The 14,464-nt window shown below is 56.8% G+C and carries 12 protein-coding genes and 1 tRNA gene; 8 read left to right on the forward strand and 5 right to left on the reverse strand.

All coding sequences use genetic code 11. The features are described 5' to 3' along the window. The first annotated feature begins 409 nt into the window (after positions 1 to 409). Positions 410 to 2,332 (forward strand): methyl-accepting chemotaxis protein, encoded by a 1,923-nt coding sequence (locus ACNY69_RS04725; protein WP_418797447.1) that lies wholly within the window; start codon positions 410 to 412, stop codon positions 2,330 to 2,332. A gap of 344 nt (positions 2,333 to 2,676) precedes the next feature. Here ACNY69_RS04725 and ACNY69_RS04730 read toward each other — a convergent pair whose 3' ends face one another. Continuing rightward, positions 2,677 to 2,937, reverse strand: coding sequence for a hypothetical protein (locus ACNY69_RS04730; protein ID WP_128084522.1), 261 nt, complete (start codon positions 2,935 to 2,937; stop codon positions 2,677 to 2,679). Positions 2,938 to 3,137: 200 nt separating this feature from the next. Here ACNY69_RS04730 and ACNY69_RS04735 point away from each other — a divergent pair, with 200 nt between their 5' ends. Together ACNY69_RS04735 and ACNY69_RS04740 are read left to right on the forward strand one after the other, a co-directional pair. Further along, positions 3,138 to 3,260: a hypothetical protein gene (locus ACNY69_RS04735; protein WP_367395611.1), complete on the forward strand. Its 123-nt coding sequence runs from the start codon at positions 3,138 to 3,140 to the stop codon at positions 3,258 to 3,260. 82 nt (positions 3,261 to 3,342) lie between these two features. Then, a complete protein-coding gene (locus ACNY69_RS04740) occupies positions 3,343 to 4,041 on the forward strand; it encodes an RluA family pseudouridine synthase (protein WP_111140692.1) in 699 nt (232 codons plus the stop codon). A gap of 12 nt (positions 4,042 to 4,053) precedes the next feature. On the opposite strand, the gene ACNY69_RS04745 is transcribed toward ACNY69_RS04740, so the two are convergent. Continuing rightward, positions 4,054 to 4,593 (reverse strand): DUF2058 domain-containing protein, encoded by a 540-nt coding sequence (locus tag ACNY69_RS04745; RefSeq protein ID WP_111140693.1) that lies wholly within the window; start codon positions 4,591 to 4,593, stop codon positions 4,054 to 4,056. A gap of 139 nt (positions 4,594 to 4,732) precedes the next feature. On the opposite strand from ACNY69_RS04745, the gene ACNY69_RS04750 reads away from it, so the two are divergent. The 3 genes from ACNY69_RS04750 to ACNY69_RS04760 all read left to right on the forward strand — a co-directional run bounded on the left by ACNY69_RS04750 (position 4,733) and on the right by ACNY69_RS04760 (position 7,673). Then, the gene (locus ACNY69_RS04750; protein ID WP_111140694.1) at positions 4,733 to 5,365 is read left to right on the forward strand and encodes a TetR/AcrR family transcriptional regulator; all 633 of its coding nucleotides are present in this window, start codon (positions 4,733 to 4,735) and stop codon (positions 5,363 to 5,365) included. A gap of 82 nt (positions 5,366 to 5,447) precedes the next feature. Then, the gene (locus ACNY69_RS04755) at positions 5,448 to 6,830 is read left to right on the forward strand and encodes a D-arabinono-1,4-lactone oxidase (RefSeq protein ID WP_111140695.1); all 1,383 of its coding nucleotides are present in this window, start codon (positions 5,448 to 5,450) and stop codon (positions 6,828 to 6,830) included. A gap of 12 nt (positions 6,831 to 6,842) precedes the next feature. Next, on the forward strand, positions 6,843 to 7,673 hold the full coding sequence (locus ACNY69_RS04760) for a glycosyltransferase family 8 protein (protein WP_111140696.1): 831 nt from the start codon (positions 6,843 to 6,845) through the stop codon (positions 7,671 to 7,673). A 66-nt stretch (positions 7,674 to 7,739) separates the two neighbouring features. On the opposite strand, the gene ACNY69_RS04765 is transcribed toward ACNY69_RS04760, so the two are convergent. Continuing rightward, positions 7,740 to 8,861 (reverse strand): Gfo/Idh/MocA family protein, encoded by a 1,122-nt coding sequence (locus ACNY69_RS04765; protein WP_111140697.1) that lies wholly within the window; start codon positions 8,859 to 8,861, stop codon positions 7,740 to 7,742. Between the two features lie 331 nt (positions 8,862 to 9,192). Here ACNY69_RS04765 and ACNY69_RS04770 point away from each other — a divergent pair. Continuing rightward, positions 9,193 to 9,268, forward strand: a tRNA-Asn gene (locus tag ACNY69_RS04770). A gap of 256 nt (positions 9,269 to 9,524) precedes the next feature. Here the strand turns inward: ACNY69_RS04770 and katG are convergent. Both katG and ACNY69_RS04780 read right to left on the reverse strand, forming a co-directional pair. After that, positions 9,525 to 11,744, reverse strand: coding sequence for a catalase/peroxidase HPI (katG, locus tag ACNY69_RS04775; RefSeq protein WP_418797448.1), 2,220 nt, complete (start codon positions 11,742 to 11,744; stop codon positions 9,525 to 9,527). Between the two features lie 391 nt (positions 11,745 to 12,135). Next, positions 12,136 to 13,158: an LLM class flavin-dependent oxidoreductase gene (locus ACNY69_RS04780; protein WP_111142098.1), complete on the reverse strand. Its 1,023-nt coding sequence runs from the start codon at positions 13,156 to 13,158 to the stop codon at positions 12,136 to 12,138. A 316-nt stretch (positions 13,159 to 13,474) separates the two neighbouring features. Here ACNY69_RS04780 and ACNY69_RS04785 point away from each other — a divergent pair, with 316 nt between their 5' ends. After that, a complete protein-coding gene (locus ACNY69_RS04785) occupies positions 13,475 to 14,389 on the forward strand; it encodes a ketopantoate reductase family protein (protein ID WP_111142097.1) in 915 nt (304 codons plus the stop codon). Positions 14,390 to 14,464: the final 75 nt, after the last annotated feature.

Here is a 14,464-nt window from a genome sequence, read left to right on the forward strand (position 1 = left end):
TTTCACACTATAAGAATAACGGGCATGAAAATTTAATTTTAGTTTTAACCACACCGATTAAGAACGGTTTCACCTGTTAAAGGGACCTTACCAGACTTTCTTTGACATGTCAGGGTAGCGAACGCACCCCGATTCTTTATTTATAAATTTAATGTATTGCCGCAGATCAATAATTAATCACTTAAAAGACAAGCGCATTATAAAAAATGTAAATAGATTAAAATCAACATATTACATCATAACAGCCCTTCAAAACAGAACAGCAACCCTTTGAAATTCTATAAAAAAATCAATCACTCTCTGATGTATGATAAATAGAATTAAAGTTTAACCCGTTTTTGACGATAAGAAAATGAGCCTTAAATTTAAACATTTTTCAGTTATCTGCTCCTCACTAAGGGTTAAACCTATGGGCCTCTCTCAACGCATCTCTGATATTAAAATCGGAAAAAAACTGGGTGCCGGATTTATTATCGTCATCGCGGCTTCCCTTGCTATTACCTTTATGGCTTTCGACTGCTTTCGCAGTATCAAAGACAACTCTGCACGGCGCACGGTGACGGTGGAGATGGTGAACACCCTCAGTAAGGCGCGCCTGAACCGTACCCTTTTCCAGTACACCAAGGATCCTAAGTTTGCGGCACTTAACCTTCAGGCGCTGACAGAGCTGGAAGCCCACTATGAACGCCTCTCTGCCTTTAAATGGGATGAGATCGGCCAGCAGAAAGTCTCCATGATGGGACAACTGCTCGATCAGTATCTGAAACAGCGGGAGAAATTTTTGGCCTCCGCTAAGTCAACCACCAGCAATCTGGAATTAATCAAAACGGATCAGCTGAGTACCGCGGGGCATCAGCTCGAATCGCTGGACCTGGCTCAGACACCCGATGTGATGCTGCCGGTTTCCCGACTGGCCGCTGCGTTATACGACGTCGTGAACCTTGAAAAAGCGTTTCTGACAAAGCCGTCTGAGGCAGGCCGTGATGCGGTCATCGAAAAATACAACGTTATCACGACTCTGAGTGAGCAGCTGAACAGCTTTAACCAGCCAGCTATCAACGATCTCTCCCGCGCCGTCCTCACCATGCTGGCCCAGCAGCGCCAGCCGGTAACACTCTTCCTCGCTGCCGCAGAGAAAGAGAAAAGCGAGTCCACAATACTGACGACGGCCGCAGAACGGCTTAACTCAGCCGTAACCGATATCTTTGCCTTCCAGTCCCGCTCTTCCGCCGCCTTTATTAAGCAGGCAGAGTGGCGCATTGGCGTGGCGTCACTGATCTGCGTCGTAATGAGCCTGCTGATCGCCTGGCAGATTACCCGCAGCATCACACGCCCGATCAAAGAGACACTGAATGTGGCCCAGCGCATTGCTGAGGGGGATTTAACCACCTCCCTGAACACCACACGGAGAGATGAGTTAGGCCAGCTGATGCAGGCCGTCGATGCCATGAGCGTCAGCCTGCAGACCATCATCAGCAAGGTACGGGATGGCGTCAGCAGCGTGGCTCGCGCCTCAGCCGAAATTGCGGCAGGCAATACCGACCTCTCCTCCCGCACCGAACAGCAGTCTGCCGCCGTGGTTCAGACGGCAGCCAGCATGGAAGAGCTCTCCTCCACCGTGAAACAGAACGCGGAGAACGCTCACCATGCCAGTCAGCTGGCGACAGAGGCGTCGGTCAATGCCGGACGCGGCGGTGAGATTATCCGCGACGTCATCACTACCATGAGCAGCATCAGCCACAGCTCGGGCAAAATTGGTGAGATCATTAACGTCATTAACGGCATCTCGTTCCAGACCAATATTCTGGCGCTGAACGCTGCCGTTGAAGCCGCACGCGCCGGTGAACAGGGCCGCGGCTTTGCGGTGGTTGCCGGAGAGGTGCGTAACCTTGCCCAGCGCAGTTCACTGGCCGCGAAAGAGATCGAAACGCTGATTCGCGAGTCACTCGATCGGGTGCAGGATGGTTCTGAATATGTGGAACGCGCCGGAACAACCATGAATGACATCGTGCGTTCGGTCAGTCAGGTCAAGGATATTATGGGTGAGATTGCTGCCGCCTCGGATGAGCAGAACCGCGGCATTTCGCAAATCGCTACCGCTATGGCTGAGATGGATTCAACGACCCAGCAGAACGCGGCGCTGGTTGAGGAGTCATCCGCAGCCGCTACGTCGCTGGAATCCCAGGCGGATGAGCTGGAAAAAACGGTCGCCGTGTTCCGTCTCTCTGCGGTGCAGCACAGCATCAGCCGGGCTGCGCCGGTCGTGACGCCACGTCTGGTGCCCGCCATGCCGGTTAAAGCTTCCTCAGATGCAGGCTGGGAAAGCTTCTGACGGCAGGCTCAACCGATTCGTAATCATCCCGCCAGCCTTGCTGAAAGGAGGCTGGCCGGGATCGCCTCTCTGCCTGACACGTCTCTGCTGAACAGGCACGTCTGCGAAGATGCGGCAGAGGAGAACGTTATGGTTGATGGTGAGAGCTGAAACCGTCTGGCCAGCGTCTGAAGAGATTCTGTGAGGGGCCAGGCTCAGGTAAGAAAAGGCAGTGTGGCTGGAGGAGTGTCGTCCCTGACAGTTTCTCCGGCCGGTATACGCTCTCGCGCAACCGATGAGGTCGTCCGCTTCGTCGTTTTCCGGCCGGAGCCGGACTACGTCCACTGGCGTCAGTTCAGTTGCTGCTAGTTCAGTTCGTCGTTCAGGCCTGCAAGTGTCTGCAGGTACGGCACCTGCTGTTGAGCAACCGTCGGTGACTTAAAACTACTCAGCCAGCTTCTGGCCTCGGAGATTTGCGCCAGCCGAGACGGGTTGCTTTCAGATTTCGCCATGTAACCCAACTGAGTAAAAAGCGTTGCGATACTGATTTCTTTTTCACCCAAGGCAAGGCTAAGTGCCGCTTCACCAATAATGACGTGGCCTTTCTCGTCGTTTTGAATTAACACAGAAAATCCTCCATTAGGTACGAATTGATGACAACCTCACCAGAGACTGTAGTCGTAAAAAGAATAACTGCCCGAATAAATCACTAATAATCGCGAAACCTGCTGAACAAACGTACTTACTATTTTTTCCGGATTGTTCTGTTTGTCGCTGCCCACCCGGCCTGCCAGACTTGCTGATCCTTCTGCTTCCGGATGTCACCATGAAACTTTCTGTTCTCCTTACGCTGCTGGCGGCGACGGTCTGCTCCGTTTTTACGGCTTATGGCCATCTTGCCTCGCAGCAGGTGAGCCTGTCTTCCGTAACAGAAAGCGACGAATCCTGACATAAAATGCACATCCTGCCCGACGTCGTGATTACTCCGGCAATCGGGTATAATCCGCTGCCCTTCTGCTGCTGGTTGCCCGATGTCTGCCATTAACGATACGTTTATCGCCCCGCCCTGCGTTGAGGCGATTACCCTTATTTTTCAGGACGAGCATCTGCTGGTTATCAATAAACCCAGCGGACTGCTGAGCCTGTCCGGTAAAAATCCGCTGAATCTCGATTCCGTGCATCATCGGCTGGTGGCGCGTTTTCCCGGCTGCACGCTGGTTCATCGGCTCGACTTTGGCACGTCCGGGCTGATGGTGGTGGCACGCAACAAGGGGATTAATGCGGCGCTGTGTCAGCAGTTCAGCCAGCGTCGCGTCAGCAAAAGCTATCAGGCCCTGCTGTGCGGCCATCTTGCCGATGATGATGGGGTGATTGATGCCGCGATAGCGAAAGATCCGGCGCAGTTTCCCAGAATGGTGATTTGTGCAATCGCGGGTAAACCCGCACGCTCACGCTATCGGGTTATTGAACGGGGGATGTTTCCGGGAAATGGCAATGGGGCATTGCCGGTGACGCGGGTGACGCTGACGCCGGAAACCGGACGCACCCATCAGCTGCGCATTCATTGCCAGCAACGGGGTCATCCGATTCTGGGCTGCGACCTCTATGGCGGCAGATTACTGCCCGGGTCAGAGCAGGCAGCGCGGCTGATGCTGCACGCCAGCGAACTGACGCTGACGCATCCGGTCAGCGGTGAACGCCTGACGCTTTCCGCGCCCAGCCCGTTCTGACCCGGCCGGGCATTACCACATCAGATCGTCCGGGACCTTAAAGTCCGCATAAGGATCGTCTTCGTCCTCAGCCTCTTCGCTTAATGCGCTGTTTAAGACGATGGCGCTGGCATCACGCTGGGCAATTTTGTCCGCCACGCTGGCCGGGATAATCGCGTACTGGTTTTCACCTTCCTTCTCCGCAACGAGACGCGCGATGGCGAGGCGGCCATTGATCAGCTGAGTCTGCGTCGGCTTATCGACCATGATTTTCTTAATCAGGTTGTTGTCGGTAAAGTTGAAGCTGATGGTGCCGCGCGACACGTCGATCCTGTTCATTTCGATCAGCTGTTTGATCTGCGCCCGGTACTCTTTCGACAGCACAGCCAGCTTCTGCTGCTCGTTCAGCTGCTTATCCCGCTCAAGCTGGGCCTTTTTGTTATCTTCCACCGCTGCCCGGGCTTCACGGGCCTGAACCCTGGATTTTTTTGCCGTTCGCTTAACCTTATCCATTTTTTTGCTGGATACCAGTCCCGCTTTCAGCATCTGCTCCTGCAAGGTGAGTTTTGTCATTGTCGTCTCTGAACCTGTTAAAGTATTCCCCGGATTATACCCGCAATCGCCAGGCGTGTGCCAGGCGGCCGCGGCGATAGCGGGATCCCCCTGCACACTGTGCTACCATTCTCCGGTCAAAATCACCCTGTTGAGTACCATGTCTGAATTAACAAAACGTAAAAATGACCCTGAAGGGCTGAAGAAACGCATTATTGCCGGCGCGCTGAAAACCTTTGCGGAGTTTGGTATGCAGGGCGCCAGGCTGGAGCAGATTGCCGAACATGCGCAGACCACCAAACGTATGGTGGTCTATCACTTTGGCAGCAAAGAGCAGCTCTACATTACCGTGCTGGAACAGGTTTATCAGCAGATTCGCCAGCATGAAACGGGCCTGAATCTGGCGGCGATGGAGCCGGAACTGGCGATGACGCGTCTGGTGGAGGCGAGTTTTGATTATCACGTCGCCCATCCCGATTTTATCCGGCTGGTCTGCAGTGAAAACCTCCTGCGTGGCCGTTACATCACCCAGTCGCCGCAGATTAAAACCGTTAACCGCAGCGCGCTCGATCTGCTGGATGACATCCTGTCACGCGGCCAGCAGCAGGGGATCTTCACTGCCGACGTCGAAACCCTTGATGTCCATCGCCTGATCAGCAGCATCTGTGTGCATCATGTCTCAAACCGCTATACCTTCAGCGCCCTCTTCACGCCGGACAACAGCGAAGAGGAGAGTATCCGCCGCAATCGTCAGCTGGCTGTGACCGCAACACTTCGCTATATCCGCAAATAACAGGGCGTTGCCCGGGCTCCGCTTACACATGGTCTACGCTTAGTAAATCTATGTCATTAAACCCTGTAAAAGGAATGCTGTTGTGAGCAGAGACGCACGCCTCTATCCGCTTCGCCAGACCCATATTGAACCCGACGATGATGCGCTGTGGAACTGGGCACAGAATGCGCAAATCGGCACACGCCACCAGGTCCATCGCCCTGCCAGCGAAGCGGCGTTGCAGAAACTTATCCAGGCGTCCCACGGTCAGATCCGGGTGATTGGCAGCAAACTTTCGCCGGGCCGTATGCTGAAGGTCGGCAAAGACGATTTACTGCTTGATCTCAGCGCGTTGCGCGGCCTGATCGCCCATGACGACCACAGCGTCACCTTTGCTGGCGCGACGCCGCTGGAGCAGGTTTATCGCTGCCTGACCGAAATGAATCGTATGCTGGCCTCGTCGCCAGGCGTCATTGCGATTCAGACCCTGGCTGGCGCGATGGCCACAGGCACCCACGGCCAGGGTTTGCAGCAGAGTTCGATAGCCGATGAGGCGCTCTCTGTACGGATGGTGCTGGCCGATGGCAGCGTGCGCGAATTTGTGCGCGGTGAAGCCGACTTCCCGGCGGCGCAGGTGTCACTGGGCGCGCTGGGGATCGTGACGGCGGTAACGCTGCGCACGCAGCCGTTCCGCATCTTTACCTGCCATAAAAACGCCGTCTCTGCCGACTCGCTGGAAGAGGATCTGCTGCGCTGGAATGAGGAGTATACGCTGAGCAAAGCCTGGTGGTTTGTTGACGATAACCTGATGCACGTCTGGAACGCGCACGAAGCCAGTGATGAAGAGCGTCAGCGCTACGAAGCACAGGGCCGCCAGGTGGTAGAACACGAGGGTGACGTTGACGAAAGTCTTAACGACACCATCGACCAGACGCTGGCGCATATGCACCGCGATACGCAGATTCACGGCAAAGGCGGCAAGCAGTTTCGCACCGTTACCCGTTTCCGCGACTTTACCGATGTGACCGGGGATATTTACCAGCTCTTCTGCCGCGGCATTGCGGTGCCCCAGATCAACGTAGAGATCGGCGTGCCGCTGGCCAAAACGCCCGCCATTATCCGCCGGATCAAGGCTTGGTATGCGGAGAATCGTCCGCATATGCACTACCCGATTATCCTGCGCTGCACCGGTGCGTCATCCGCGTGGCTTAGTCCGGCGGCGGATCAGCCCACCTGTTTCTTCGGCTTTGTGGTCTATTACGCCGACGACGGTTCGCTGTCGCAGGAGGGGCTGCACTTCCTGACCGAAGTGGAAAAACTGCTGGCTGAGGAGGGTGGCCGCCCGCACTGGGGTAAATATTACGATGAAGAACGCTATAACTGGCGTGAGCTCTATCCGCAGTGGGACGCCTTCCGCGCCCTGCGCAGCCAGCTCGATCCCCGGGGTCGGTTGGGCAATGACTATATCACGCCACTTTTTGACTGATTGAGGAACGCTATGTTTGCCTGGGTAACGCTGTTAACACAACCCGATTATCTGGTGGGCGTCAAAGCGCTGCACCGTTCACTGCAACAGAGCCAGAGCGCGTGGCCGCTGGTGGTGATGACCACCCCAGCGATTTCTGAGGCTGACTGTCAGATCCTGCAGGATGCGGGCTGTGTGATTAAGCCGGTAGTGCCACTCTATCCGCGTGACGACCTGGCGCAGCATTACGCATCGGCGCAGTTCGGCGAAGTCTGGACCAAGCTGCGAGCCTGGCAGCTCACCGATTATCAGCGCGTGGTGTTTCTGGATGCCGATATGCTGGTACTGAAAAACATGGATGAGCTGTTTACCCTGGATCTCGAAGATAATGCGCTGGCTGCCTGTCACGCCTGCCGCTGTAACCCGAATAAGATCGCCTCTTATCCGCCAGCGTGGCAGCCCGAGCAGTGCCATTACACCTGGCAGGCCCGCGGTGAAACGGCCCCCGCTGAGCTGGATGTCTATCTGAACGGCGGTTTTCTGGTGCTTGAGCCGGATAACGCAGTGTTTGATGAGCTGGAAAAGCGCATTGCCGCCATTGACGATCTCAGCGCCTATCCCTTCTCCGAGCAGGATCTGCTGAACGAAGTCTTTGCCGGACGCTGGAAACCCCTCTCTTACATCTACAATGCGTTAAAAACGCTGCCGTTCCAGCACAGCGGTCTCTGGCAGGATAATCAGGTGAAGAACCTGCACTATATTCTGGCCAAGCCGTGGAAGCGCGATCTTAACCAGCCCGAAAGTGAGCGCGACCGCTTTTATGCGCTCGACAGGCTGTGGTGGGAAAAAAGCGGCCTGATCTGATGCACACGGGCGGGAAACCCCGGTTCCCCGCCCCGCAGGGTTATGCCTGTCCGCTGGTGTCCGCCCTTACACGCTAATCCAGCGACGCTGCTCCGCAGACTGCGCAATCGCCTCCAGCACCTTCTGAACCTGTAGTCCCTCTGCAAAGTCAGGCCACATCCGATCGCCCGCCGCAATCCCGTTGATCAGGTCACGGATCTCCACCGTTTTCTGGTCGTTAAAGCCGATGCCGTGCCCGGCGGAGACGCAGAAACTGGCGTAGTCCGGATGAGCTGGCCCGGTCAGCAGGGTTTTAAACCCCTGCCGTCCCGCAGGCTCATCGTGCAGATAGAGTTCCAGCTCGGCCATACGCTCCTGGGTATAGCGCAGCGTGCCTTTGGTGCCGGTAACGACGTAGGTCAGACCCATTTTTGCCCCGCAGGCGATGCGTGAGGTTTCAATCACACCATGCGCCCCGTTGCTGAACCGCAGCAGCGCGCTGGCCTGATCCTCATTCTCTACCGGCAGTCGCTGCCCGGGCGCTTTCGGGTCCGGCCGTGAGGTGATGACCGTCATCATATCGCCGCTGACCTCCGCAATCTCCCCCACCAGATAGTGCGCCATGTTTACGATATGCGCGGCGAGATCGCCCAGCGCGCCCAGTCCCGCCAGTGCTTTCTGGCAGTGCCAGTCGAGCGGCGTTTCCGCGCGGGCGAGATAATCTTCGTTATGGGTGCCGTAGAAATGAACGACCTCACCGATCTCGCCACCGGCGATAATCTCTTTCGCCAGCTGGCTGGTCGGGTTTTTCATGTAGTTAAAGCCGACCAGGGTTTTAACTCCGGCGGCCTGCGCGGCCGCCACCATCTCCTGCGCATCCGCCACGCTTAAGGAGAGCGGCTTCTCTGAATAGACATGCTTGCCGTGGCGTATCGCCTCCAGCGCCATCTCTTTGTGCAGAAAATTGGGCGCGCAGATATCCACCACATCAATGGCCGGATCGCTGACCAGCGCACGCCAGTCGCCCGTCGAGCGTGCAAAGCCAAAGGTAGCGGCCTGGCGGGCTGCCAGCTCAGGATTCACCTCGGCGAGCATCTCCCGCACGATTTCACCTTTCAGCGCAAACACGGTCGGGGCCTGCGCATAGGCTATCGCGTGGCAGCGCCCGATGTAGCCGCTGCCGATCATACCGATTCTGACTTTGTTCATTTCAACTCCGGGGATTCAGTTCAGGGTTGAAGTGAAATCTACGTTTCGTTTCTGGTGCTGACAAAGCCGGAAACAGCAGTTTGTGACGGCAGTAAAAAACTATCCGTTAAAATCACGCCTGATGCCGTCTGACAAGCGTCGGGCCGCACCAGAACACCTCATAAACACCTCAGTTTTTCCGCCGCTTTCAGCGGCTTCATCAGCCTGCTCAGGCGCATTTTCGGGGCCTGGCACGCCGAAGTGGCGACTATTTCAGCAGTCAGAAAGATTTATGAAAAAGAGCTTTGACATGACCCGGCGTGGCCGTTACTATGCGCCCCGTTCAAACGATTCCTCTGTAGTTCAGTCGGTAGAACGGCGGACTGTTAATCCGTATGTCACTGGTTCGAGTCCAGTCAGAGGAGCCAGATTCGAGAAACCCGCTCAGGGTAACCTGAGCGGGTTTTTTATTGGCTGGCGTTCTCCCCTTCTCAGATACTCAGTTCAGCATGGCTTCCGGCCAGGCCGAATCATGCTGTCAGAACGGATGAAAGAATGCGTGCGCGTCTGGCCTCTGCTGATTACAGACAGCGGGCGGACAAAGAGGAACGAAAAAAAACTGCACCCTACTCAGCGGGTATGCCAGCGTTTGGGGTGCAGTGGTCTGTCAGAGGGTTTCAGCGATTAGAGATCAAACCGGTCCAGATTCATCACTTTGGTCCAGGCGGCCACAAAGTCTCTGACGAATTTTTCGCGGGCGTCGCTGCTGGCATAGACTTCCGCCGAGGCGCGTAACACCGCGTTGGAACCAAATACCAGGTCGGCACGGGTGGCGGTAAAGCGGGTTTCGCCACTGACGCGATCGCGGCCAATAAACTTCTCATTGCTGTTATCGGCAGCTTTCCACTCGGTGCGCATATCCAGCAGATTCACAAAGAAGTCAGTGTTCAGTGAACCGACATGCTGCGTGAAGATACCGTGCTGGCTGCCATCAAAGTTAGCGCCCAGCGCACGCATCCCGCCCACCAGCACCGTTAACTCCGGTACGGTCAGCGTCAGCTGCTGCGCCTTATCAATCAGCAGGCTTTCGGTGGTGGTTTTGCCAAAGCCGGTGCCGTAATTACGGAAACCATCTGCACGCGGTTTCAGCAGGTTGAACGACTCAACGTCGGTCTGATCCTGACGCGCATCCACCCGGCCAGGGGTAAAGGGCACATCAATCGGGACGCCCGCCGCTTTCGCCGCCTGCTCCACACCGACCACACCTGCCAGCACAATCACATCCGCCAGTGAAGCCTTGTGGGCTTCGCGCTGAATGGCTTCCAGCGTCGGCAGAACCCGTGCGGCAACGGCATTAACGTCCCATTCGCGCTGCGGCAGCAGGGCCAGACGTGCGCCGTTGGCTCCGCCACGTTTGTCGCCGCCACGGAAGGTCGAGGCTGAAGCCCAGGCCACCGACACCAGCTCGCAGACGCTCAGGCCGGAGGCGGCAATCTTCTCTTTCAGCTGCGCGATGTCCGCAACGGTCGGATGGAACACCGGTGCAGGCAGCGGATCCTGCCAGATCAGATCTTCCTGCGGTACTTCAGGTCCGATGTAGCGCGCTTTCGGCCCCATATCACGGTGAGTCAGCTTGAACCACGCGCGGGCAAAGGCTTCGTTAAACGCCTGCGGATCGTTAAGGAAGCGACGCGAAATTTTTTCAAACTCCGGGTCAAAACGCAGCGTCAGATCGGTCACCAGCATAGTGGGCTTGTGCTTCTTCGTGCTGTCGAAGGCATCAGGAATGATTTCCGGCGCATCCGCCGCGACAAACTGAATAGCCCCCGCCGGACTGCGGGTCTGAACCCACTCATATTTGAAGAGGTTTTCGAAGAAGTAGTTGCTCCACTGTGTCGGCGTCTGCGACCAGATCACTTCCAGACCGGAGGTAATCGCATCGGCACCGACACCGCTGCCGTGGCTGCTCACCCAGCCCAGACCCTGGGCTTCGATCGGCGCGGTTTCCGGGTCGACACCAACGTGGCTGGCGGGTGCCGCACCGTGGGTTTTACCCAGCGTATGGCCGCCTGCGATCAGTGCCACGATCTCTTCATCGTTCATACCCATGTTGCCAAAGGTCGCACGAATCGCCGGGGCAGCCGACGCGGGATCGCCGCTGTGTTCCGGCCCTTCCGGGTTGACGTAAATCAGGCCCATCTCGGTTGCACCGAGTGGAGACTGCGCCAGAGACTCCGGATGACGGTGTTCCAGCCAGGCAGCTTCTTCACCCCAGTTCACGTCCAGGTCCGGTTCCCAGACATCTTCACGACCGGCACCGAAACCGAAGGTGCGGAAGCCGGCGTTTTCCAGCGCGACGTTGCCCGCGAGGATATAGAGGTCGGCCCAGGAGATCTTCTGACCATATTTCTGCTTGATTGGCCACAGCAGGCGACGCGCTTTATCCAGACTGACGTTGTCCGGCCAGGAATTTAACGGAGCGAAGCGCTGCTGACCACGACCTGAACCACCGCGTCCGTCAACGGAGCGATAGGTTCCGGCGCTGTGCCAGGCCATGCGAATAAACAGGCCGATATAACTGCCCCAGTCAGCCGGCCACCAGGCCTGAGACTCGGTCAGCAACCCTTTTATGTCGGCTTTCAGTGCTGAATAATCCAGTTTTGCAAATTCTTTACGGTAATCGAAGGTGTCATCAAGCGGATTAGAACGGGATGAGTGCTGATTCAGCAGGTCAACACGGAGTTGGTTCGGCCACCAGTCGCGGTTAGTCCTGCCGCCACCCGGCGCCTGATTCGGCTGAGCAGACTTACCTGCATGAAAAGGACATTTGCTTTCGGGCGCTTCGCGATCGGCTTCGGCGATAGGCTTGGCATCTTTTGCATCTTCATCAACGGAATTGCTCATGGTCACACCTCTTTTTTGTATTTTCATCGCTACTCTATAGAGGATTTTCAGGATCGCACACCTGTCTCATCCTATCTGTTTGATAGCTTTTACCTTTTTATACACCTTCTTCAAAAGCTGAAAACAATGAACTGACACGCTTTACTGCGCTGACGAGGCCAGCGAAGCGGCAGGCTCCCCCTGAGACTATTCCGGCCGACACGGTTTCACAACCCGCTTATGACGGGCAGGATCACAATTCGCTGGCTCTGTCACAGTCAGGCGGACAGGTATCTGAATCGCGCGATCGTCATGCAACGGAACAGGATAAAAAGAAAGAGAGAGAGGGGAAAACTGCGGGAAAAGAGGCGGATAGAGCGCGCCCGGCGTCTGCGGGCACGCTGTCAGAGGCTTAACGCCAGCCAAGTTCCGGGGCGACATACTTCAGAATCGCCTCAATAACATGGGCGTTGTAGGCCACGCCAAGCTGGTTCGGCACGGTGAGCAGCAGCGTATCGGCTTCGGCAATCGCCTCATCCTGCGCCAGTTGCTTAATCAGCACCTCAGGTTCAGCGGCGTAGCTGCGGCCGAAGATGGCGCGGGTTTTCTCATCGAGGAAGCCCACGGAATCCCGATCGTTACCGCTGCGGCCAAAGTAGGCCCGATCCCTGTCATTCACCAGCGCAAAGATACTGCGGCTGACGGAAACCCGTGGCGTATGCTGATGCCCCGCCGCTTTCCAGGCTTCACGGTAGGCGCGGATCTGCTTCGCCTGCTGGATATGGAACGGCTCACCGGTTTCATCATCTTTCAGGGTGGAACTTTGCAGGTTCATTCCCATTTTTGCCGCCCATTCGGCGGTGGCATTGGAGCCGGAGCCCCACCAGATGCGGTCGCGCAGTCCTTCAGAGAGCGGCTCAGGACGCAGCAGTCCCGGTGGATTTGGGAACATCGGCTGAGGATTCGGCTTAGCAAAGCCTTCACCGCGCAGGACTTCCAGAAACTCTTCGGTGTGACGGCGGCCCATATCCGCATCGCTCTCACCCGCTTTCGGTTCGAAGCCAAAATAGCGCCAGCCATCGATAACCTGCTCGGGGGAACCACGGCTCAGACCCAGCTGCAGACGACCATTGGAGATCAGGTCTGCCGCGCTGGCATCCTCGACCATATAAAGCGGGTTCTCGTAGCGCATATCGATGACGCCGGTGCCGATCTCAATCTTATTCGTGCGCGCCGCCACGGCGGCCAGCAGCGGAAACGGCGAGCTGAGTTGCCGGGCAAAATGGTGAACGCGGAAGTAGGCACCATCTGCGCCCAGCTCTTCGGCGGCCACCGCTAAGTCGATCGACTGCAGCAGCACATCCTGCGCGGTGCGTGTGGCGGACTGCGGCGACGGCGTCCAGTGACCAAACGATAAGAAGCCAATATTTTTCATCTGTGTTTCTCCTGACGGGCCTGAAACGCCCGCAGACAAAGGCAATTTCTGATACGTGAAAGGTTACGCCCTCTTTGCTGCCACTGATAGTCAATATCTTTCAGCGCCATATTCAGGATTTTCGACATAGCGACGCGGTCAGGCAAACAGGCCGCCGGACGTGGCGTCACCCGGCTGTAACCTGTCCGGCTTTTCCTGTGCCATTTTATCTCTCCCCCTGCCTGCCCTGCTCGCTTAGCCACCTCAGTCGCGGTTAACGCTGGCAAGCCCGGCCACACCGTTTTAAGGTAGAGCTTTTCAGCAGAGGGAGAGTGATATGCGCATTCTGATGGCAGGCGCTGGCGCGACCGGCGGATATTTTGGTGGCCGACTGGCTCAGGCAGGCCAGGACGTCACCTTTCTGGTGCGCGAGCGGCGTTATCAGCAGCTTCAGGCTCATGGGCTGGTGTTACAGACGCCGCAGGGCACGGAAACGCTGCAACCGCAACTGGCGCAGGCCAGCACCCTGACGGGCCACTATGATCTGATTATCGTGACGGTAAAAAGTTTTGGCCTTGAGCAGGTGATGGATGACATTGCACCTGCGGTCGGACCGGCGACGCTGATCATGCCGATTCTCAACGGCATGCGACACATCGCTACGCTGCAACAGCGTTTTGGCGAAGATAAGGTGATCGGCGGCCTGTGCAAAATCAACGCTACGCTGGGTGATAATGGCGAGGTGATCCAGATGACGCCGCTGCATCAGATCTATTATGGCGCGCTGGATGGCAATAATGATGCGCGGCTGCAGCGGGTGGATGCGGCACTGCGCGATGCCGGGGTCGACACCCGCTTCAGCGATAACATCATGGATGAACTGTGGGAGAAGTGGCTGCTGCTCAGTACGCTCGGCGCGGTCTGCTGTCTGGCGCGGGGCGACACCCGGCAGATTCTCACTTCACGCGGCGGCGAAGCCCTGCTCCAGGCTGTTTTCGCCGAGATCCTGAGCGTGATCACTGCCGAAGGCTATCAGCCACGTCCGGCAGCAACCGCCCGCATTTTCGAACTGTTAAACAACCCGGCGACGCCGATGACCTCCTCCATGTACCGCGATCTCACCCAGGGCTATGATATAGAGGCCGATCAGGTGATTGGCGACCTGTTGCTGCGGGCAAAACGCCACAGCCTCGTCACGCCGCTGCTGAATGCCGTGGATGTGAATCTGCAGGTCTATCTGCAGCAGCGATAACTTCACCTGTTACAGACCTGAGCAGGCCGGATGCCCTGGTGCATCCGGCCTGCGTGACGATGAAAGTGTGGTTTG

The organism is Pantoea graminicola (genome assembly GCF_048452665.1).
Taxonomy (GTDB): domain Bacteria; phylum Pseudomonadota; class Gammaproteobacteria; order Enterobacterales; family Enterobacteriaceae; genus Pantoea.

Excerpts from the sequence above, each read along its gene's own strand:
- ACNY69_RS04735 (WP_367395611.1), top strand. The coding sequence starts at position 3,138 with ATGAAACTTTCTGTTCTCCTTACGCTGCTGGCGGCGACGGTCTGCTCC.
- ACNY69_RS04765 (WP_111140697.1), bottom strand. The coding sequence starts at position 8,861 with ATGAACAAAGTCAGAATCGGTATGATCGGCAGCGGCTACATCGGGCGC.
- ACNY69_RS04760 (WP_111140696.1), top strand. The coding sequence starts at position 6,843 with ATGTTTGCCTGGGTAACGCTGTTAACACAACCCGATTATCTGGTGGGC.
- ACNY69_RS04725 (WP_418797447.1), top strand. The coding sequence starts at position 410 with ATGGGCCTCTCTCAACGCATCTCTGATATTAAAATCGGAAAAAAACTG.
- ACNY69_RS04785 (WP_111142097.1), top strand. The coding sequence starts at position 13,475 with ATGCGCATTCTGATGGCAGGCGCTGGCGCGACCGGCGGATATTTTGGT.
- katG (WP_418797448.1), bottom strand. The coding sequence starts at position 11,744 with ATGAGCAATTCCGTTGATGAAGATGCAAAAGATGCCAAGCCTATCGCC.
- ACNY69_RS04740 (WP_111140692.1), top strand. The coding sequence starts at position 3,343 with ATGTCTGCCATTAACGATACGTTTATCGCCCCGCCCTGCGTTGAGGCG.
- ACNY69_RS04780 (WP_111142098.1), bottom strand. The coding sequence starts at position 13,158 with ATGAAAAATATTGGCTTCTTATCGTTTGGTCACTGGACGCCGTCGCCG.
- ACNY69_RS04750 (WP_111140694.1), top strand. The coding sequence starts at position 4,733 with ATGTCTGAATTAACAAAACGTAAAAATGACCCTGAAGGGCTGAAGAAA.
- ACNY69_RS04745 (WP_111140693.1), bottom strand. The coding sequence starts at position 4,593 with ATGACAAAACTCACCTTGCAGGAGCAGATGCTGAAAGCGGGACTGGTA.